At 62.5% G+C, this 20,820-nt stretch carries 15 protein-coding genes; 3 read left to right on the top strand and 12 right to left on the bottom strand.

What is annotated here, in order from left to right:
* Positions 1 to 49: 49 nt before the first annotated feature.
* The 5 genes from JN756_RS19900 to copC all read right to left on the bottom strand — a co-directional run bounded on the left by JN756_RS19900 (position 50) and on the right by copC (position 4,615).
* Positions 50 to 925 (bottom strand): SMP-30/gluconolactonase/LRE family protein, encoded by an 876-nt coding sequence (locus JN756_RS19900; protein ID WP_102617282.1) that lies wholly within the window; start codon positions 923 to 925, stop codon positions 50 to 52.
* A gap of 30 nt (positions 926 to 955) precedes the next feature.
* The gene (locus tag JN756_RS19895; RefSeq protein ID WP_126585764.1) at positions 956 to 1,771 is read right to left on the bottom strand and encodes an NAD-dependent epimerase/dehydratase family protein; all 816 of its coding nucleotides are present in this window, start codon (positions 1,769 to 1,771) and stop codon (positions 956 to 958) included.
* A 187-nt stretch (positions 1,772 to 1,958) separates the two neighbouring features.
* The gene (locus tag JN756_RS19890) at positions 1,959 to 3,221 is read right to left on the bottom strand and encodes an OprD family porin (RefSeq protein WP_046382825.1); all 1,263 of its coding nucleotides are present in this window, start codon (positions 3,219 to 3,221) and stop codon (positions 1,959 to 1,961) included.
* A 167-nt stretch (positions 3,222 to 3,388) separates the two neighbouring features.
* On the bottom strand, positions 3,389 to 4,246 hold the full coding sequence (gene copD / locus JN756_RS19885) for a copper homeostasis membrane protein CopD (RefSeq protein WP_201021204.1): 858 nt from the start codon (positions 4,244 to 4,246) through the stop codon (positions 3,389 to 3,391).
* A gap of 3 nt (positions 4,247 to 4,249) precedes the next feature.
* Entirely contained in the window at positions 4,250 to 4,615 is a 366-nt protein-coding gene (copC, locus tag JN756_RS19880; RefSeq protein ID WP_017847464.1) for a copper homeostasis periplasmic binding protein CopC, read from the bottom strand.
* Between the two features lie 115 nt (positions 4,616 to 4,730).
* Between copC and JN756_RS19875 the strand changes: the two genes are divergently transcribed.
* Positions 4,731 to 5,351 (top strand): TetR/AcrR family transcriptional regulator, encoded by a 621-nt coding sequence (locus JN756_RS19875; protein ID WP_017847463.1) that lies wholly within the window; start codon positions 4,731 to 4,733, stop codon positions 5,349 to 5,351.
* A gap of 313 nt (positions 5,352 to 5,664) precedes the next feature.
* On the opposite strand, the gene preA is transcribed toward JN756_RS19875, so the two are convergent.
* The 3 genes from preA to hydA all read right to left on the bottom strand — a co-directional run bounded on the left by preA (position 5,665) and on the right by hydA (position 9,901).
* Positions 5,665 to 6,939, bottom strand: a complete 1,275-nt coding sequence (gene preA, locus JN756_RS19870; RefSeq protein ID WP_017847462.1) for an NAD-dependent dihydropyrimidine dehydrogenase subunit PreA — start codon at positions 6,937 to 6,939, stop codon at positions 5,665 to 5,667.
* Entirely contained in the window at positions 6,939 to 8,306 is a 1,368-nt protein-coding gene (locus tag JN756_RS19865; protein ID WP_201021203.1) for an NAD(P)-dependent oxidoreductase, read from the bottom strand. Before JN756_RS19865 ends, preA begins: the two co-directional genes overlap by 1 nt.
* Positions 8,307 to 8,461: 155 nt before the next feature.
* Positions 8,462 to 9,901 (bottom strand): dihydropyrimidinase, encoded by a 1,440-nt coding sequence (gene hydA / locus JN756_RS19860; protein ID WP_046382829.1) that lies wholly within the window; start codon positions 9,899 to 9,901, stop codon positions 8,462 to 8,464.
* Positions 9,902 to 10,503: 602 nt separating this feature from the next.
* Here hydA and JN756_RS19855 point away from each other — a divergent pair.
* Positions 10,504 to 11,991, top strand: a complete 1,488-nt coding sequence (locus JN756_RS19855; RefSeq protein WP_046382830.1) for an NCS1 family nucleobase:cation symporter-1 — start codon at positions 10,504 to 10,506, stop codon at positions 11,989 to 11,991.
* Positions 11,992 to 12,123: 132 nt separating this feature from the next.
* Entirely contained in the window at positions 12,124 to 13,407 is a 1,284-nt protein-coding gene (locus tag JN756_RS19850) for a Zn-dependent hydrolase (protein WP_046382831.1), read from the top strand.
* A gap of 252 nt (positions 13,408 to 13,659) precedes the next feature.
* Here the strand turns inward: JN756_RS19850 and JN756_RS19845 are convergent, their stop codons facing one another.
* The 4 genes from JN756_RS19845 to JN756_RS19830 all read right to left on the bottom strand — a co-directional run bounded on the left by JN756_RS19845 (position 13,660) and on the right by JN756_RS19830 (position 20,653).
* A complete protein-coding gene (locus tag JN756_RS19845) occupies positions 13,660 to 14,118 on the bottom strand; it encodes an REP-associated tyrosine transposase (RefSeq protein ID WP_108525039.1) in 459 nt (152 codons plus the stop codon).
* Positions 14,119 to 14,870: 752 nt separating this feature from the next.
* Positions 14,871 to 16,289 carry an efflux transporter outer membrane subunit gene (locus JN756_RS19840; RefSeq protein ID WP_201021202.1) on the bottom strand — a complete coding sequence of 473 codons (1,419 nt, stop codon included), beginning with the start codon at positions 16,287 to 16,289 and terminating at the stop codon, positions 14,871 to 14,873.
* Entirely contained in the window at positions 16,273 to 17,442 is a 1,170-nt protein-coding gene (locus JN756_RS19835) for an efflux RND transporter periplasmic adaptor subunit (protein ID WP_126588703.1), read from the bottom strand. The genes JN756_RS19840 and JN756_RS19835 overlap by 17 nt, the downstream gene beginning before the upstream one ends.
* On the bottom strand, positions 17,432 to 20,653 hold the full coding sequence (locus JN756_RS19830; RefSeq protein ID WP_201021201.1) for an efflux RND transporter permease subunit: 3,222 nt from the start codon (positions 20,651 to 20,653) through the stop codon (positions 17,432 to 17,434). Before JN756_RS19830 ends, JN756_RS19835 begins: the two co-directional genes overlap by 11 nt.
* Positions 20,654 to 20,820 lie beyond the last annotated feature (167 nt).

The following is a 20,820-nucleotide window of genomic DNA, read 5'->3' as shown; positions in this document are numbered from 1 at the left end:
GCGGTCACTCCTGTCTTGTTATTGTTGTATTCAAGGCACAGCGATGCAGCTAGAGGGCGAAGCGGGGTTCGGGCAGTCCTGTCGTGCCGGGGTTGAGGGCGAATACGCCGCCGGACAGCGACTGCTCGCTCTGGTCGTCACGGATCGAGGTGACGAACAGGGTGTCCAGGCGACTGCCGCCAAAGGCGCACATGCTGGGTTTTTTCACCGGCACGCGCAGGGAGCGGTCCAGGCGACCGTCGGGGGTGAAGCGGTGGATCAGGCCGGCGTCGTTGGCGCAGATCCAGTAGCCGCCGTCGACATCCACGGCTGCGCCGTCAGGGCGGCCTTGGTGTGGCTGCATGTCGACAAACACGCGGCGGTTGGACGGTGTGCCGGTGTCGGTGTCGTAGTCGAAAGCCCAGATCTGTTGCACCAGCGGGTGCGAGTCCGAGACATACATCGTGCGGCCATCGGGGCTGAAGGCCAGGCCATTGAGGGTGATAAAGCCGTCCAACTGCGCATGCGGCGCGGCGCCCGACGCGTAACGGTAGAGGATGCCTGCGGGCGCATTTGCGCTCATGTCCCGCACCATGCTGCCGGCCCAGAACCGGCCCTGGCGATCGCAGCGCCCATCGTTCAGGCGCATGTCCGCGCGCGGGTGCGCGACCTCGGCCAGGGGCGTGGTGTCGAGGCTGCCGTCGTTGTGCGCGGTGAGCTGGAAAAAGCCGCTTTCCATCCCGGCGACCCAGTTGCCCGCATCGGTGCGGGCAATGCAGGCGAGCATCTGCGGGGCTTTCCACGCGTCGATATGGCCGGTGGCGGCGCTCCAGCGTTGCAGGCCGCCGTTGGGAATATCCACCCAGTACAGGGCGTTTTCTTCGGGCACCCACACCGGGCATTCGCCTACGGCGTTGCGGGCGTCGACAATCAATTCAGCGGTCATGGCAACTCACTCCCTTGGGTTAGTGTGACGTCAGTCACCGAACGGCCCGGCGGCGCAGAACGCACCACCCTGGTAGACCTTGGCCGGGTCGTCGGCGGCCAGCGGCGGCTGGCGCTCGACCTGGGCGCGGAATACTTCGGAGCTGTCTTTGGGGGTGAAGCCCAGGTGTGCGGCGTAGCGGTTGTCCCACCAGGTGTCGAGGTTGGCCGACATGCCGTAGACCACGGTGTGGCCGACGTTCGGCGTGTACAGCGCGCGTTCGAGCAGTTGGGTCAGGTCATCGAAGCTCAGCCAGGTGTGCATCATCCGGCGGTTCTGCGGTTCGGGGAACGACGAGCCGATGCGGATGCTCACGGTCTCGATGCCGTAGCGGTCGAAGTAGAAGCTGGCCATGTCTTCGCCGTAGGACTTGGACAGCCCGTAGTAACTGTCCGGGCGACGCGGCGAGTGGGCGTCGAGGTGCTCGCCCTGTTGATAGAAGCCGATCACATGGTTGGAGCTGGCGAAAATCACGCGCTTGACGCCATGGCGGCGGGCGGCTTCGTAGATGTGAAAAATCCCGCAGATATTGGCGCCGAGGACTTCTTCGAACGAGCGCTCCACGGATACGCCACCGAAATGCAGGATGGCGTCGACGCCTTCGACCAGGTGGTGTACCGCGTGTTTGTCGGACAGGTCGCAGGGCTGCACTTCTTCATTGGCGCCGGCGGGGGCCATGTCGGCGATATCCGACAGGCGCAGCACCTGGGCATACGGCCGCAGGCGTTCGCGCAGCACTTTGCCGAGGCCGCCGGCGGCACCGGTGAGGAGGAGGCGGTTGAAGGGCGCTGGGGTAGTGGTGGTCATCTGGATTCCAGTTTTTGTTGTAGGTTGTCGTATGACTATGCCGAAGTATTGTTAGAGAGTCCCCGCTTGTCAATGTGGGAGGGGGCTTGCCCCCGATGGCTGTGGGTCAGTCACAGAGACATTGCCTGATACACCGTCATCGGGAGCAAGCCCCCTCCCACAATGGATGTGCCCGGGTTTTAGATCTTTAAAGCAACGAAATCGGGTAGCTGACGAAGACCCGGTTCTCATCGAACTCGTTATTGCTGAAGTCCCGGCGCATGGTCGAATTGCGCCAGCGCACGTTGAGGTTCTTCAGGACACCGCTCTGCACCGTGTAGGCCAGTTCCGATTCGCGGCCCCATTCCTTGCCATCGGTGATCGTGCCGGTGTGAACGTTACTGCCGCTGATGTAGCGGTTCATCAGGGTCAGGCCCGGAACGCCGAGCGCCGCGAAGTTGAAGTCGTGGCGCAGTTGCCAGGATTTTTCCTTGGCGTTGTCGTAGCTGGCGTTGTAGCTGTCGTTGGCCAGGGTGCCGCCGCTGGTGCCGTTGACCCGCATCCATGCGCTGTCGCCGCTGAGTTTCTGCAGGCCGACGTAGAAGGTGTTAGCGCCGTATTTGGCCGAGAGCAGGGCGAACGCGGTTTTGTTGTCCAGGTCGCCGGCCAGGGCGCTGCCGTCTTCCTTGCCGTTGAAGAAGCCGAGGTTGGCGCCCAGGGTCCAGTCGCCCAGCGGCTGGCTGTGGGTCAGGTTGAGGTACTGCTGTTGGTAGATGTCGGTCAGTTCGGCGTACCACAGGCCGACCTGGGTGCGCTTGTCGTTGAAGGTGTATTCGGCGCCGCCGAAGTTGAAGCGGTCTGAGGTGAAGGCGGCTTTGCCGTTCATGAACATGTCTTCCATGCTCGCATCGTTGCGCGGGCTGTTGCCGCGAAACTGCCCGCCGTAGAGGGTCAGGCCGGCGATTTCATTGGAGGTGACCTGGCCGCCCTGGAAGGTTTGCGGCAGGGAGCGGCCATCGTCGGAACGCAAAATCGGCAGCACGGGCATCCATTCGCCGACTTTCAGTTCGGTCTTCGACAGCTTGGTTTTCAGCGCCACGCCCAGGCGCCCGAAGTTGTCGGCGGGGCGACCGTCGTCGTGAACCGGCAGCAACTGGGTGCCAGCGGTACCTTTGCCGCCGTCGAGCTTTTGCGAGTACAGGCCCAGCACATCAATCCCGAAGCCCACGGTGCCCTGGGTGTAGCCGGATTTGGCGTCGAGGATGAAGTTCTGCGTCCACTCTTGGGCCTTGGCCTGGGGGTTGGACGGGTTGGTGAAATTGCGGTTGAAGTAGGCGTTGCGTAAGTTGAGCGTAGCCTTGGCGTCGTCGACAAACCCTTCGGCCTGGGCGATGAGGGGCAGGGTGAAAGCCAGGCTGCCGAGGCCGATAAGGCCGAGACGCGAGGAGGAATTGCGGGCGGATGGACGCACAGTGACGCTCCCTTGGGTTTGTTGTTTTTATTATTTGTCATACGTCGTCGTACAACATTGGGGCGATATTTGCGGGGTTTTTGTGGCTTGTCAATCAGAAGTTATACGATGACTACGCTTCACTGAGCAGAAGTGGTCGTGGTCCAGTGGGGAAGCTGACTATGGATTCAGCCGGCCATCGCCATCGGGGGCAGCGTGCCGAGGAGGGAGACGGCGGCTACCGCTGAAATACCTAGTAACCATTCAGCCGTCACACTGGCCTTCAAGGTCTCCAGTCGTTGTTCGCAGCGCTCGATACGCAAGCGGTTCAGCAGCGCCAGGGCCAACATGCCCAGCACCAGCATCGCCTTGATCAGCAGAATCAGGGCGAAACCGTTGAACAGCGGGGTGGGCCACAGTTGCCCGGTCAATACACGCACGTTGATCAAGCCGGTGACCAGCAAGCCGGCGACCAGGCCATAACCCACGCCGCTGAAACGCCGCAGAGTCGGCTCCAGCCCATGGCGCTGCGGTTGGCGCAGGATCAATACCAACAGCAGCAAACCGCCAAGCCAGGCGCCCACGCACGCCAGGTGGACGACCTGATTGAGGATCAGCAACTGGCCGCTGAGCCCGTTGAGCATGGCGCCGTGACCGACTGGGGCCAGGGTCGCCAGCAGCAGGCCGATCAAGGGCAGGCGCAACGCCGACCAGGGTTTGATCAAGGCGATCAACAGCAGCACGTTGAGCAGCAGATGCCAGAGCCACACTTGGCCGAAAAAGGTCTTGCCCAGCACCAATTGCACAGTGGCCGGTTGCAGTGCGGCGTCCCAACTGCCGGCCATGCTGACCGTGATCAGCAGCAACCAGGCCACGCCGGAGCCGAGCCCGAGCCAGGCCAGTGCTCGGCTGATACGCAGCACTTGCCGGTCCAGCGCCAACTGCGGTGCATTGCCCATCAGCCAGGGCCTGAATACACAGGCCCCGAACATCAACAAGACGACGATGAAATGCAGGAAACGGCACAGCACCAGCAGCGTCGCCATAGGTTATTGGCCGACCTTGAAGCTGTATTCGCCGTTGCTCTTGTGGGTGTCGACCGAGACCGCGTTCCACACCACTTTGTAGGTGCCGGCTGCCAGAGGAGCGGCGGGCGTCACCACCAGGGTTTTCTTGTCGGCATCCGGCGTTGCCAGGCCCTTGATTGCGATTTCGGTGCCGTCCTTGCTCAGGGAAACCTTGGAAAAGGTCGCCTCCACGCCTTCGCTGAAGGTCAGGCGCACATCGTTCGGTGCCGCGACGCTGCTGTCTGCCGCAGGCGTCGCGCTCTTGAGGTGAGCATGGGCAAACGCCGCCGAAGCGCCCAGCAGCGAGGCCAGCAGAGCGACGGTGGTCAGGGTTTTCTTGATCAACATTGAGCAATACCAATCAAAGGATAGGACGGGCAGTGTACGAAGTTTCGGCTCCTCCTGTCGCCCCGATCTAGAGCGGGTGGTAGTCTTTCCGTTATGTCTTTGTCGGGGAGCCCTTATGGGCAAGCACAAGATCGGAATTCGTCGGGTCAACGTCGAAAAAATCCTGCTAGCGGCGGAAAAAATCTTCGCCGAGAAGGGCTATGGCAGCACCGCCATGGCCGATATTGCCGCCGAAGTGCAACTGCCGCGTTCCAACCTGCATTACTACTTCACCACCAAGAGCGAGCTGTACAGCGCGGTGCTGTTCGATCTGTTGGAAGTGTGGAAGCAGGATGCCCTGAGCTTCGAAACCTTCGATGACCCGCGAGTGGTGCTCAGCAGCTACATCCGCGCCAAGATGCAACGCTCGCGCACGCGGCCGTATGGGTCGAAAGTCTGGGCCAACGAAATCATCCACGGCGCGCCGACGCTCGGTGAGGCGCTGGATGAAAGCCTGTACGACTGGGCCAAGATGAAGGAAGCGAAGATTCGCCAATGGGTGGAAGACAAACGCATCCTGCCGGTCGAGCCGGCGAGCCTGCTGTATATGATCTGGGCCTCGACCCAGCACTACGCTGACTTTGATCATCAGGTGAAGATTCTGAACGATCACCAGCCGTTGTCGGATATGCAGTTCGAGAGGGCGATTCAGACGGTGACCAGTGTGATTTTGCGCGGGATTGGGTTGGAGCCTTGAGGCTTGTGGTGAGGCTGAGGGCCTCATCGGGGGCAAGCCCCCTCCCACATTGACTGCATTTGTCTGAAAGGATGCGGTCAACTGTTTGAGCCTTGAGGCTTGTGGTGAGGCTGAGGGCCTCATCGGGGGCAAGCCCCCTCCCACATTGACTGCATTTGTCTGAAAGAATGCGGTCAACTGTTTGAGCCTTGAGTTTTGTGGTGAGGCTGAGGGCCTCATCGGGGGCAAGCCCCCTCCCACATTGACTGCATTTTGTCTGAAAGAATGCGGTCAACTGTGGGAGGGGGCTTGCCCCCGATAGCGCTCTACAGGACTACACCGCTTCCCGGTACGGATTACGCGGATCCTGGGTCCAGTTCAAGAACGGCTTGCCGGTGTCCACCGGCACCATCTCGATGCAATCGGCCACCGGGCAGGTGATCTGGCACAGGTTGCAGCCCACGCATTCGTCATCGATCACTTCGTACTTATGCGTGCCGTCCGCCTGTTTCAAACTGGCGATGGCCTGGTGCGACGTATCTTCGCAGGCAATGTGGCAACGCCCGCAGCCGATGCAGGCGGCCTGATCGATCTTGGCGATCACCTGGTAGTTGATATCCAGGTACTTCCAGTCCGTAGTATTGCCCACGGCGCGCCCGGAAAAATCCTGCAGGCTGGTGTAACCCTGACTGTCCATCCAGCGCGACAGGCCGTCCTTCATTTCTTCGACGATGCGAAAGCCATGCAGCATCGCCGCCGTACACACCTGCACGGCACCGCAGCCGAGGGCGACGAATTCCGCCGCATCGCGCCAGTTGCCGATGCCGCCAATGCCGCAGATCGGCAGGCCGTGGGTCTGCGGGTCGCGGGCGATTTCGGCGACCATGTTCAGCGCGATCGGCTTGACCGCCGAGCCGCAGTAACCGCCGTGGGTGCTCTGGGTGCCGACCGTCGGCAGGGCGACCATGCGTTCCAGGTCCACGCTGGTGATGGAGTTGATGGTGTTGATCAGCGACACCGCATCCGCACCGCCGCGATACGCCGCACGCGCCGCCACCCGGATGTCGGTGATATTCGGCGTGAGCTTGACGATCACCGGCAGCGAACAGTACGTCTTGCACCAGCGCGTCACCTGTTCCACATACTCCGGCACCTGGCCGACCGCCGCGCCCATGCCGCGCTCCGGCATGCCATGGGGGCAGCCGAAGTTCAGCTCGATGCCGTCGCAGCCGGTGGCTTCCACCAGCGGCAGGATGTTTTTCCAGGACTCTTCGACGCACGGCACCATCAGCGACACGATCAGCGCGCGGTCCGGCCAGTCCTTTTTGACCTGGGTGATTTCGCGCAGGTTGATCTCCAAAGAGCGGTCGGTGATCAGCTCGATGTTGTTGATGCCCAGCACCTCGCGGTTGGCGCCGTAATGCGCCGAGTAACGCGACGACACGTTGACCGCCGCCGGGTCTTCCCCGAGGGTTTTCCAGACCACGCCGCCCCAGCCCGCTTCAAAGGCGCGGACCACGTTGTAGGCTTTATCGGTGGGCGGCGCGGAGGCCAGCCAGAACGGGTTGGGGGCTTTGATACCGGCGAAGACAATCGAGAGATCGGCCATTACGCAGCCTCCACGTTGAGCATGAGTTGGGCGTGCATGGCTTCTGCCGCCAGCTTGCCGTGTTGCACCGCCTGTACGGTGAGGTCCTGGCCGAGGCTGATGCAGTCGCCGCCGGCATACACGCCGGGGATGCTGGTGCGCAGTTGCTCGTCGACGAAGATGCGTTCGCCGACTCGCTGCAGTTGCTGGGCCAGCGGGTCGTGCAGTGCGGCGTTGTCGAAACCTTGGCCGATGGCCTTGAAGATCGCATCGGCGGCCAGTTCGAAGGTTTCGCCGGTGGGTTGCAGGCGCCCGTTGTCCAGGTGCGTGCGGGCGAAACGCATGCCGCGCACATGGCCTTGCTCGTCCAGCAGCACTTCCTCCGGCTGGGCCCAGGTCAGCAGGCGAACCTGATTGGCCTTGGCGATGTCCTGCTCATGGCTGGTGGCGCCCATGTCCGCCAGGCCCCGGCGGTACACCAGGTTGACGTCGCGGGCGCCGAGGCGGGCCATTTGCACGGCCATGTCGATGGCGGTGTTGCCGGCACCGAGCACGATGCAGCGGTCGGCCAGGGGCAATTGGGTGAGGTCGTCGGCTTGGCGTAGTTCGCGGATGTAGTCGGTGGCGGCGAGCAGGCCGGGGGCGTCCTCATTGGGCAGGCCGAGTTGCTTGCTGGCGGCCAGGCCGAGGCCGAGGAACACCGCATCGAAGTGCTGGTGCAGTTCGCTCAACGACAGGTTGTCGCCCAGGCGCTGGCCGTGACGGATCTCGATGCCGCCGATCTGCAGCAGGAACTCCAGCTCCTTCTGCGCGAAGTCATCCACCAGTTTGTACTTGGCGATCCCGTATTCATTCAGGCCGCCGGCTTTTTCCCGGGCTTCGAAGATCACCACATCGTGGCCGTGCAACGCGGCGCGATGGGCGCAGGCCAGGCCGGCCGGTCCGGCGCCGACCACGGCGATGCGCTTGCCGGTGGTGGCGGCGCGCTGGAACGGGTGTTCGCTGAAGTGCGCGTTGTCGATGGCGTAGCGTTGCAACAGGCCGATCAGCACCGGCGCGCATTCTTCGCCGTGGTTACGCACGCAGGCTTGCTGGCATAGGATCTCGGTGGGGCAGACCCGGGCGCAGCTGCCGCCGAGGATATTGGCCGAGAGAATCTTCTGCGCGGCGCCTTGCACGTTGTCGGTGTGGAGGTTGCGGATGAACGACGGGATGTCGATTTCGCTGGGGCACGCATTCACGCACGGCGCGTCGTAGCAATACAGGCAGCGCGAGGCTTCCAGTTGCGCCTGGCGAGCGTTGAGGGGCGGTGCCAGGTCGGTGAAATGGCTGGCGAGGGTCGCCCCGTCTTCATGGGGATGGGGGAGGTGGGTCAGGGTCTGGATCACGGTGTGGGCCTCACGGTTTTTTTCGGATTGCCTCTGGCGGGCATTTTTGTTGCCTGGGTTGGCCTCATCGGGGGCAAGCCCCCTCCCACAGTGATCGCATTGTGTCTGAAAGCATGCGGTCAATTGTGGGAGGGGGCTTGCCCCCGATAGCGGTCTCAGCGGTTCACCGCAACCGGCTTGGAACGCTCAGCCCGCTTGCTCAACTGCTCGAACACCGACGGATACGCCGGCCGTTCCACATACCGCCCGGCACCGCGTTCGGCGCGCAGGTCGCCGTCGGCCCAGACCAGCTTGCCCTGGCTGATGGTGTGGCTCGGCACGCCGCGCACGGTCTTGCCTTCGAAGATGTTGAAGTCGACGTTCTGGTGGTGGGTCTTGGCGGAAATCGTGCGCGTGCCCTCGGGGTCCCACAGCACCAGGTCGGCATCGGCACCGACGCGGATTGCGCCTTTGCGCGGGTAGAGGTTGAAGATCTTCGCGGTGTTGGTGGAGGTCAGCGCGACGAACGCCTGCATCGACAAGCGCCCGGTGTTGACCCCTTCATCCCACAACAGCGCCATGCGGTCTTCGATACCGGCGGTGCCGTTGGGGATCTTGCTGAAATCGTCACGCCCGGCGGCTTTCTGCTCGGCGCAGAAGCAGCAGTGGTCGGTGGCGGTGGTGTGCAGGTTGCCGGATTGCAGGCCATGCCACAGCGCCTCTTGATGCCCGCGCGGGCGGAACGGCGGGCTCATCACGTAGCCGGCGGCGGTCTGCCAGTCGGGGTGGCGGTAGACGCTGTCGTCCAGCAGCAAATGCCCGGCGAGCACTTCGCCGTACACCGCCTGGCCTTTGCCACGCGCATAGGTGATTTCATCCAGCGCCTCTTTGGTCGAGACGTGTACCAGGTACAACGGCGTGCCGATGGTCTCGGCGATACGGATCGCGCGGCTGGCCGCTTCGCCCTCGACCTGGGACGGACGCGACAGCGGGTGCGCTTCCGGCCCGGTGATGCCCTGGGCCATCAGTTTGCGTTGCAGGTGATACACCAACTCGCCGTTTTCCGCATGCACGGTGGGTACCGCGCCCAGCTCCAGGCAGCGTTCGAAGCTGGCCACCAGGGTATCGTCGGCCGCCATGATCGCGTTCTTGTAGGCCATGAAATGCTTGAAGCTGTTGACGCCGTGATGGCTGACCAGCTCGGCCATTTCCTCGCGCACTTGCTCGCTCCACCAGGTGATCGCCACGTGAAAGCCATAGTCGGCCGCCGACTTCTGCGCCCAGCCGCGCCATTGGTGAAAGGCTTCGAGCAAGGATTGCTGCGGGTTGGGAATCACAAAGTCGATGATCGAGGTGGTGCCCCCCGCCAGACCCGCCGCCGTGCCGCTGAAAAAATCCTCACTGGCCACGGTGCCCATGAAGGGCAGTTGCATATGGGTGTGCGGGTCGATGCCGCCGGGCATCAAATATTGGCCGCTGCCATCGAGTACTTCGGTGCCAGCGGGAATATCCAGGCCCGTGCCAATTGCGCGAATCAGACCGTCTGCGCATAAAACATCGGCGCGGTAACTTTCGTCGTGGGTAATGATGGTGGCGCCACGGATCAACAGCGACATGTCGAGTTCCTCACAGGCTTGACCGGCTGGTGCCAGTTCTAAGTGTTGTAGTTGTTTTCAGCACAGGCTTGGTAAAAACCTGTCATCGGTGACAGGAATAGAAACTAGCCGGTGTTTTTAGAATGAGCAAGAAGATTTTTCATACGCTTAGTTTGTCTTTAACTTATTGAAATATAAGGATAAAAAATCAAAATCACCAAAATGTGGCGACTGATCACCATTTTGACGCACTTGACAGGTTCCAAATATGAACAACATTTCTTATTGCAAATCAGGCGCTTGAGACATGCCACTTGACGGCGGTGGTAAATAAAAATAATTGTGCTGCACCAGATTGAGTCCTGAACGTTCGGACAACTTGCGCGTTATCCAGCCTGCGTCACGCGGCAAGTACCGAAGGACTCATCGGCGTTTGAAATAAAGCTGATAAACATCAGCGAGTTATATATGCGGTGCAGGGTCAGGGCGGGTTGTCGGCACGTTTATTGAGTGCAGTGGCGGCTGGCCGGACCCTTGATGTCATGTTGTTTACGAGGTACTCCGGCCACCTGCACCGACCTTGCAGGTGAGCAACAATAATTCGAAAAAACCGTGGAGCGGCCATGCAACAGAACAGATCGCAAGTTATTGAACGCAACGGCCTGTACGAACTCGACGCCGGCCCCGACGTCCTCGACAGCCCTCGCTACAACCACGACATGGCACCGACCAAGGTGCATGAACGCACGTGGAACAAGTGGCACATCACCGCGCTGTGGGTCGGCATGTCGATCTGCGTGCCCACCTACACGCTGGGCGGGGTGCTTACCGCGTACTTCGGTTTGTCGGTGGGCGAGGCGCTGATGGCGATCCTCCTGGCCAATATCGTGGTGCTGATCCCGCTGACCCTCAACGCCTTCCCCGGTACCAAGTACGGCATTCCGTTCCCGGTGTTGCTGCGTTCGTCGTTCGGCATCCTCGGTTCCAACGTGCCGTGCCTGATCCGAGCGCTGGTGGCGTGCGGCTGGTTCGGCATCCAGACCATGTTCGGCGGGCTGGCGATTCACCTGTTCCTGGGCTCGATTTTCGAGGGGTGGAAGGCCTTGGGCGGCACCGGTGAGGTGATCGGCTTCATGATCTTCTGGACCCTCAACCTGTGGGTGGTGCTGCGCGGCGCCGAGTCGATCAAGCGCCTGGAAACCCTGTCGGCACCGCTGCTGGTGGCGGTGGGCATTGGCCTGCTGGTGTGGGCGATGCCGAACGTATCCCTCAGCGAGTTGATGGCGATCCCGCCCAAACGCCCCGAAGGTGCAAGCCTGACCGGTTACTTCATGGCCGGCCTGACCGCGATGGTGGGGTTCTGGGCCACTTTGTCGCTGAATATTCCCGACTTCAGCCGCTACGCCAAGAGCCAGAAGGACCAGATCCTCGGGCAGATTTTCGGCCTGCCGCTGACCATGTTCCTGTTCGCCGCCCTCGGTGTGATCATGACCGCCGCGTCGGTGAAACTGGTGGGCGTCAGCGTGTCCGACCCGGTGACGCTGATCGGGCATATCCAGAGCCCGGTGTGGGTCGCCGTGGCCATGGCATTGATCATCGTCGCCACCTTGTCCACCAACACGGCGGCGAACATCGTGTCGCCCACCAACGACTTCCAGAACATCGCGCCCAAGCTGATCAACCGCACCACGGCAGTGATTCTCACCGGCCTGGTGGGGTTGGTGTTGATGGGCCACGAGCTGCTGAAGAAGCTCGGGCTGATCGTTTCCGATGTGAGCCTGGAGACGGTGTATTCCAACTGGTTGCTCGGCTATTCCAGCCTGCTGGGGCCGATCGCCGGGATCATGGTGGTGGACTACTTCATCACGCGCAAACAGCGCCTGGACCTCGCCGGTTTGTACCGTGACGACGTGTACCCGGCGTGGAACTGGAGCGGGTTTGTCGCGTTTGGCGTGCCGGTGGTGCTGACCTTGCTGTCATTGGGCAGCGACGTGTTCAGCTGGTTCTACAGCTATGGCTGGTTTACCGGTTCGGCGTTGGGCGGCGTGTTGTATTACGGGCTGAATGCCAGGCGTGGCCTGACGCCGATGCCGGCCAAATCCCTGCTGTAACGCGATGGAATGCAGTCAAACAGGTGGTCATTCCACCACTGCATGGGTGACTGACCCACTGCAATCGGGAGCAAGCCCCCTCCCACATTTGAACTGCATTCCATTCATAACATGTAGCCTGAGGAGATCCCCATGAACGCTGCCCTGGACGTTCTGCAATCGACCCATCAGCACATCAACCGCGACCGTTTGTGGCAGTCGTTGATGGAGCTGGCCAAGCTCGGCGCCACCGCCAAGGGCGGCGTGTGCCGCCTGGCCCTCACCGACCTCGACCGCCAGGCCCGCGACCTGTTCGTGCAATGGTGCGAAGAGGCCGGGTGCAGCGTGACCGTCGACGGTATCGGCAACATCTTCGCCCGTCGCCCCGGGCGTAACCCCGACCTTCCGCCAGTGATGACGGGCAGCCATATCGACACCCAGCCCACCGGTGGCAAGTTCGATGGCTGCTTCGGCGTGCTGGCCGGTGTGGAAGTGTTGCGCACCCTCAACGACCTCAAGGTGCAAACCGAGGCGCCGCTGGAAGTGGTGGTGTGGACCAACGAAGAGGGCTCGCGCTTCCCGCCGTGCATGATGGGATCGGGGGTGTTTGCCGAGAAATTCAGCCTGGCCGACACCCTCGCCAAGGTCGATGCGCAGGGTATCAGCGTCGGCGCGGCACTGAATGCGATCGGCTATGCGGGGACGCGGCCGGAGAGTGGGCACAAAGTCGGCGCCTATTTCGAGGCACATATCGAACAGGGGCCGATTCTTGAGGATGAAAAGAAAACCATCGGCGTAGTGCTCGGTGCCCTCGGGCAAAAGTGGTTCGACTTGACCCTGCGCGGCGTTGAAGCCCACGCGGGGCCGACGCCGATGCACCTGCGCAAGGATGCCCTGGTCGGCGCGGCCGCCGTGGTCGCGGCGGTGAATGCGGCGGCATTGGGGCATCAGCCGCATGCGTGTGGCACTGTCGGTTGCTTGCAGGCTTATCCGGGCTCACGCAACGTCATCCCGGGTGAGGTGCGTATGACCCTGGACTTCCGCCACCTGGAACCGGCGCGCTTGGATTCGATGATCGCCCAGGTACGCCAGGTGATCGACGAGACCTGCGCCAAGCATGGGTTGAGTTTTGAAATGACACCCACCGCCGACTTCCCGCCGCTGTATTTCGACAAGGGTTGCGTCGACGCAGTGCGCGATGCGGCGAATGGGTTGGGGTTGTCGAACATGGACATCGTCAGCGGGGCAGGGCACGACGCGATCTTCGTCGCCGAACTCGGCCCGGCGGGGATGATCTTCGTGCCATGCGAAGGCGGCATCAGCCACAACGAAATCGAAAACGCCGCGCCGGATGACCTGGCGGCGGGGTGTGCGGTGTTGTTGCGGGCGATGGTGGCCGCCTCGGCCGCCATTGCCAGCGGCAAACGCGCGGCCTGAAACGCGGTAAAACCTGTGGGAGGGGGCTCGCTCGCGATGGCGGTGGGTCAGTTACAGATAAGCTGGCTGAACCACTGCTATCGGGAGCAAGCTCCCTCCCACATGGGTTTTGCGGTGTTCATACATTGTGTGTCTGGCGCAGGATCAGTGTGGGAGGGAGCTTGCTCCCGATAGCAGTGGTTCAGCCGATACACATGTGATTGACCCACCGCCATCGCGAGCAAGCCCCCCCCTCCCACAGTTGAACTGTGTCTATACCCAAATGGCATCCCACAACGGGTAGTCGCCAATCCGGCTAACCAATCCCGCCCGCAATGGATTGGCCACCACATACCTGGCCATTTTCACCAGGTCGTCTTCCTTGCGCAGCGCCCGGTCATGGAAACTTTCCTGCCAAAGCCTCCCCTTGCGTTCGCTCGCACCGTTGACGCTCCGTGTGCTTTTGGACTTCACCTGGCGCATCAGGTCAGCCAGCGAGCCTTTTTTCAGTTCGAGCAGCCAATGGAAATGGTCCGGCATGGTCACCCATGCCAGGGAGTTCGCCAGCCCTTGGTACTGAGCTAATCGAAACTGCCAGACCACCAAGCGACCGAGATGGAAATTCTTGAATATCGGGATGCGTTCGTGGGTGTTGGTGGTGATGAGGTAGATACGGTTGGGTTCGCTGAATCGACCGATACGCAGGCGGTGTGAAGCGGGTAAGTCGGGCATTCCCTGGCCTCTCTCTGGGTGTGTTTTGAGAGGCTAGATGGGTGAACTGCAGGTTGAAGGGCAGGCTTTTGGCAGGATGTGTCTGTGCGAACGCTATCGGGAGCAAGCTCCCTCCCACATGGGATCTGCGGTGTTCATACATTGTGTGTCTGGCGCCGGACCAGTGTGGGGTTGGCTTGAATCCTCCCACATGGGCTCTGCGGTGTTCATACATTGTGTGTCTGGCGCCGGACCAGTGTGGGATGGGCTTGAATCCTCCCACATGGGCTCTGCGGTGTTCATACATTGTGTGTCTGGCGCCGGACCAGTGTGGGGTTGGCTTGAATCCTCCCACATGGGCTCTGCGGTGTTCATGCATTGTGTGTCTGGCGCCGGACCAGTGTGGGATGGGCTTGAATCCTCCCACATGGGTTCTGCGGTGTTCATGCATTGTGTGTCTGGCGCCGGACCAGTGTGGGATGGGCTTGAATCCTCCCACATGGGCTCTGCGGTGTTCATACATTGTGTGTCTGGCGCCGGACCAGTGTGGGAGGGGGCTTGCCCCCGATGAGGCCGGAACTGACGCCGCCGCTATCACAGCAATACCGCGTACCGACACGCCAATGACAGTGATTACACGGCAGTGACCGTGTTTCTCAACAGTCGGCCGGAAGACTGAATATGCGCTGGATCAGTCGATGATGTCTGGCTGATCCAGCCTCATCAAAGCCAAACCAGCTCCCACCTTTGAACTGGTTTGCACAAAAAAAGCGTCAGGCGCCAGGTTGCCAGCCGCCGCCCAGCGCGGTGACCAGCCCCACACTCGCCTGCAACTGCCGTGTCTGCACCGCCTGCAAGGTCCGCTGTGCCTGTAACGCCGCTGTCTGTGCGGTCACTACATCCAGATAGCTCACCGCGCCGGCCTGGTAGCTGTTCATTGCCAACGCTTGCGTATGCTGCGCCGCATCTGCCGCGGCTTGTTCATCCTGTGCCTCCTGCTGCAAATCCCTCAGTTGCGCCAGGTTGTCTTCGACCTCGCGCACGGCTTTCAGTACCTGGCTGCGGTACTGTGCCGAGGCTTGTTCGAACTCGGCCTTGGCCTGGCGTTCGTTGGCGCTCAAGCGACCGCCATCGAAGATCGGCAAGTTCATCAGCGGCCCCAGCGCCCAATACCGATTGCCCGCCGACAGTAAATTCCCCACGCCTTGGGTCTGCCCGCCAATCAGCCCGGTCAGACTGAAATCCGGGTACCACGCGGCCTTGGCCACGCCGATATTTGCGTTGGCCGCAAACACTCGGCGCTCTGCCGCCGCAATGTCCGGGCGACGTTGCAGCAGGTGGCTCGGCAGTTGCGACGGAATCCCCGGCAGGGCGATCAGTTGTTGGCTCGCCGGCAGTGTGAAGTCGCTGGCCGCCACGCCGACCAGTTCACCGATGGCATGCTCGGTGAGGTTGCGTTGCCCGCGCACTTCATCCAGTTGCGCCTTGGCTTGGGCGAGCTGGTTTTGCGCGCGGGTCAGGTCCAGTTCCGAAGCAATCTGGCCCTCGTAGCGGCTGCGGGTCAGTTGCAGGGCCTGGCTGAAATCCTCCAGCGAGCTGTTGAGAATCCGACTTTGCGCATCCAGCCCATTGAGCTGCACGTACAAGGTCGCCAACTGATGCTGCAAGCTCAAGCGCGCCACCGCCAGATCGTCGCCCGACGCTTGCGCCTGCGCATCACCCGCCGCCACCTGGTCGCGGATTTTGCCCCACAGGTCCAAGTCGTAGCTCAACGAAAACCCCGCCGTGTTGCTGTTGTAAACCGACGGCTGCGTGGTGCCGCGCAGCGGACGCGAGTCGGATTGGCGCTGACGCAGCGGTTGTGCGCTGGCGGTGATCTGCGGGAACAGCCCGGCATGCAATTGGCTGGCATACGCCTGGGATGCATCGAAGTGCGCCAGCGCTGCCGCCAGGTCCGGGTTGGCCTTGAGCAATTGCTGTTGTAACTGATCCAGGCGCGGTTCGCGGTAGAGCGTCCACCACTGCGGCGCCAGTTGGTCGGACGGCTGCGCGCTGTGCCAGGGGCCATCGCTGGTCTGTTCGCGATAGTTGGCTGGCAGGTCGATCGCCGGCACGTTGTAGGTCGGCGCCAGCGAGCAACCTTGCAACGCCAGCAGCATCACCGCAGCAAGCGGTTTAAGCCTTGGGCGCATGGGCACCTCCGGAGGCGTCGGCCAGTTGCACGGGGTCGCCTTCGCGCAGGGCGTCGGGCGGGTTGTCGACCACGCGGTCGGCGGGTTTCAGGCCCTGGTCGATCACCAGGCGTTCGCCCAGGTCCAGGCCGATATGGATGGCCTGCAGGTGTATGTGGTTTTGCGCATCCAGCACCGCGACCTGGGTGCCTTGGGCACGGAAGATCAGCGCGCTGGCCGGGATGCTTACGCCATGGGTGTCTACCGGAATCGGCAGGGTCGCTTCGGCGTAATCGCCCGGCAGCAACTCGCCGTTGGGGTTGTCGGCGACAAACTGCGCGAGCAGGGTGCCGGAGCGGCGGTCGATGGCGGTGGAGTCGCCGATCAGGTGTGCCTTGAAGTGTTCGCCGGGGTGCTCGGGAACACTCAGCTCGGCTTCAAGCCCGGGGTGGATGACGGCCGCGTAGTTCTGCGGCACCGGCACGTAGAGGCGCAACTGGTGGGTGTCGGCGATGTTGAACAGCTCCGGGTCGCTGTCGGTATCGGCCTTGATCAACTGGCCGATGTCGGTGTTGCGCGCAGTGATGGTGCCAGCGAACGGCGCGCGGATAGTCTTGTAGCTTTCCAGCGCCGACAAGCGCGCGTAATCGGCAGCGGCGGCTTCGGCGTTGGCTTTGGCCGCTGCGGCGTTGGAGGTTTTTTCATCGGCCTCCTGGCGCGACACCGAATGGCTGGCCAGCAGGTTTTGCCAACGTGTCGCGGTGGTGGCGGCCAGCCGCGCATTGGCCTGTTGCTGCACCAGGCGCGCATGGGTCTGCGCCAGTTGTTGATCGAGATCGGGGCTGTCGATTTCGGCGAGGATTTGCCCGGCTTTGACCTGGCTGCCGATGTCGACTTTCCAGTCCTTCAAGTAGCCGCTGACCCGCGCATGGATCGGCGCCTTGCTCCAGGCTTCAAGGTGAGCGGGCAGGCGCAGGGTGTCACCGGCCACGTTCTGCTGCGGCTGGAACACCATCACCTGCGGCACGGCGGCGGTTTCGGTCCAGGCGGTGACGGAGCGTTCGTGCATTGTGCGGGCGTACAGGCCGTTGGCGACCAGCAGGGCGGCCAGGGTCAGGCCGCCGACACCCATGAGCATCAGACGCTTGCGCGAGGGTTTGTGATCAGACGACATGGGGCGTTTCTCCAACAGTTGCGCGAGTAGGCTGACGACCGTGGACCAGGCTGAAGACCACGGGAACAAATAACAGGGTGGCGGTGGTGGCGAGGATCAGGCCACCGATCACGGCGCGGCCGAGCGGCGCGTTCTGCTCCTCGGACAGGGCCAGCGGCAGCATGCCGATGATCATCGCGAGGGCGGTCATGCACACCGGACGAAAGCGCGTGTAGCCGGCTTCCAGTGCGGCCTTGAGCGCATCGCCATGTTCGGCCAGGCGTTCCCGGCAGAAGCTCACCACCAGGATCGAGTTGGCGGTGGCCACGCCCATGCACAGGATGGCCCCGGTCAACGCCGGCACCGACAACGACGTGCCGCTGAGGAACAGCATCCACACGATCCCCGCCAATGCCGCCGGCAGCGCGGTGATGATCACGAACGGGTCGACCCACGACTGGAAGTTGACCACGATCAGCAGGTAGATCAGCACCACCGCGCCGAGCAGGCCGACGCTCAAACCGCTGAAGGCTTCATGCAGCGCATCGATCTGCCCGTGCAGGCTGATCGTCGCGCCTTTGGGACGCATGGACGCGGTGTCGTCCAGCACTTTTTGCACGTCGCGGGCCACGCCACCGAGGTCGCGGCCTTGCACGTTGGCGTAGAGGTCCAGGGTCGGCTCGATGTTGTAGTGGGTCACCACCGCCGGGCTTTGCACGCGGGAGATGCTGGCCACGCCGCCGAGGATTTGCGGTTGACCATCGGCACCGGTCACTGGCAGTGCTTCCAGCGCCGGCAGGCTGTCGAGGCGGTATTGCGGGGTGGCGGCGACGATGGAATAGGACACGCCGTTGGCCGGGTTGAGCCAGAACGTCGGTGCGGTTTGCGAGCTGCCCGCGAGGGAGGCGACCATGCTGTTGGTCACATCGCGCTCGGTGATGCCCAGGCCGTTGGCGCGCAGGCGGTCGACATTCACTTGCAGCGACGGGTAGCCGGTGGACTGCTGGATGCGCAGGTCGGCGATGCCCGGTACGTGTTGCAGACGGCGTTCCAGTTCCACGGCGTAGGCGCGGTTTTCGGCATCGCTGCGCCCGGAGATTTTCACGTCCAGTGGCGCCGGCGCGCCGAAGTTGAGGATCTGGCTGCTGATGTCCGCTGGCAGGAACGCAAAGTGGCTGCCAGGGAAACTTTGCGGCAGCGCCTCACGCAGTTTTTTCACGTAGTCGGCGGTGGGCGCGTGGTGTTGTTTCAGGCTGACCTGGATATCGCCGTCCTGCGGGCCGATGGTGCCGCTGCTGCTGTAGGCCATGTCGATGCCGCTCAGCGGAATGCCGATATTGTCGACGATGGTGTCGAGTTCGTCGGCCGGGATCACTTCGCGTATCCGCGCCTCGATCCGGTCGAACGCCGCAGCGCTTTCCTCGATCCGCGTACCCAGCGGCAAACGCACATGCAGCGCCAGCGCCCCGGCGTCGGTGGCCGGGAAGAAATCCTGGCCCAGGCTGGGCAGCAGCAAAAACGAGGCGAGCACACAGGCTAAAAAGCCGACGATGAAGCGCTTGCGATTGCCCAGGGCCAACGTCAGCAGGCCATGGTAGGTGTCGCGGATGTTCGAGAAGTGCCGCTCGAAACCCTGCTGGAAATTCAGCACCGACTGCAGCGCCGCGTTGCGTGGCTTGGTGTGCTGCTCGCCTTCGTGGTGGTTGATGAACGCATCTTCCGGGTGGTGGCCGGTGCCCGGTTCCGGCGTGTGCGGCTTGAGCAGGTACATCGCCAATGTCGGCACCAGGGTGCGCGAGAGGATGAACGAGCTGGCCATGGCGAAGATCACCGCCAGGGCCATCGGCCGGAACAGGTACCCGGCGATGCCTTGCAGCAAGAACATCGGCACGAACACGATGCAGATGCACAGCAGCGAGACGAACGCCGGGCCGACGATCTGCGCGGCGCCGTCGAGGATCGCAGCCTTCACCGCCTTGCCCTGTTCCAGGTGCCAGTTGATGTTTTCGATGGTCACCGTGGCGTCGTCCACCAGAATCCCCACCGCCAACGCCAGCCCGCCGAGGGTCATCACGTTGAGGGTTTGCCCGCTGACCGCCAGCAGCGCGATGGCCGCCAGCACCGCCAGGGGGATCGAGGCGGCGATGATCAGCGTCGAGCGCCAGCTGCCGAGGAACAGCAGGATCATCGCGCTGGTCAGCAGCGCGGCGATGATGCCTTCCTGGGCCACGCTGCCCACCGATTGTTTGACGAACACCGACGCATCGCCGAGCAATGACGTCTTCAGCGACGGCGGCAGGGTTTCGTTGATGCGCGGCAGCATCTGGCGGATGCCGTCGATGATCGACAGGGTGGAGATGCTGCCGTTTTTCAACGCTGGCATCAGCACCGCGCGATGGCCGTCGACGCGCACGATGTTGGTCTGCGGTGGCGAACCGTCACGCACGTGGGCCACCTGGCCGATGGTGATCAGCGCACCGTCGACGGTCTTGATCGGCAGGTCGTTGAGTTCATCGATGGCCTTGGGGCTGTTGTTGAGCAGGATCGTGTATTCGTTGGGGCCGAGCTTGGCGGTGCCCACCGGGATGATCTGGTTTTGCAACGCCAGGGCATTGCCCACGTCCTGCGCCGACAAGCCTTTGGCGGCCAGCGCCTGCGGGTCGAGGTCGAGGGTGATCTGCCGCTGCTTGCCACCCATGGGCGTGGGCATGGCCAGGCCGGGCAGGGCGCTGAGGGGCAGGCGGATATTGTTCTGCACCAGGTCGCGGATCTTGGCTTCCGACAGTGTCGGGCTGGAGAACGCCATTTGCAGGATCGGCACCGTCGATGCGCTGTAATTGAGGATCAGCGGCGGCGTGATGCCGGGGGGCATTTGCTTGAGCACGGTTTGTGACACCGCTGTCACCTGGGCGTTGGCGGTGCGGATGTCGACGCCGGGCTGGAAGAAGATCTTGACGATGCCCATGCCCGGCAGGGATTGCGATTCGATGTGTTCGATGTCGTTGACGGTGGTGCTCAGGGAGCGTTCGTAGGTGTAGATCACCCGCCCGGCCATGGCGTCCGGCGACAGGCCGTTGTACTGCCAGACCACTGCAACGACGGGGATGCCGATATCGGGGAATACATCAGTGGGGGTTCGCAGGGCCGCCATCGGCCCGATGATGCAGATGAATATGGCCAACACGATAAACGTGTACGGCTTTTGCAGTGCGGTCTTTACCAGCCCGAGCATGCGTGAACCTCCGAGGGAGCAGGATTGCAAACCCCGGCAGTCTTGCCCGACCCACCTAACACGCACCTTTCAGCCAGGTGAAGGAAGATTTAGGTATGGGCTGAAGATCGTTTCATGTGTATTCATTTGTTCTACAAAGGGTGGCTCTCCAAGCTTGTGACCCATCG

It is taken from the genome of Pseudomonas sp. Y39-6, from assembly GCF_023651955.1.
Lineage (GTDB): Bacteria > Pseudomonadota > Gammaproteobacteria > Pseudomonadales > Pseudomonadaceae > Aquipseudomonas > Aquipseudomonas veronii.
The sequence above is the reverse complement of the archived record's forward strand: the minus strand, read 5'-3'. Positions and strand labels throughout refer to the sequence as shown.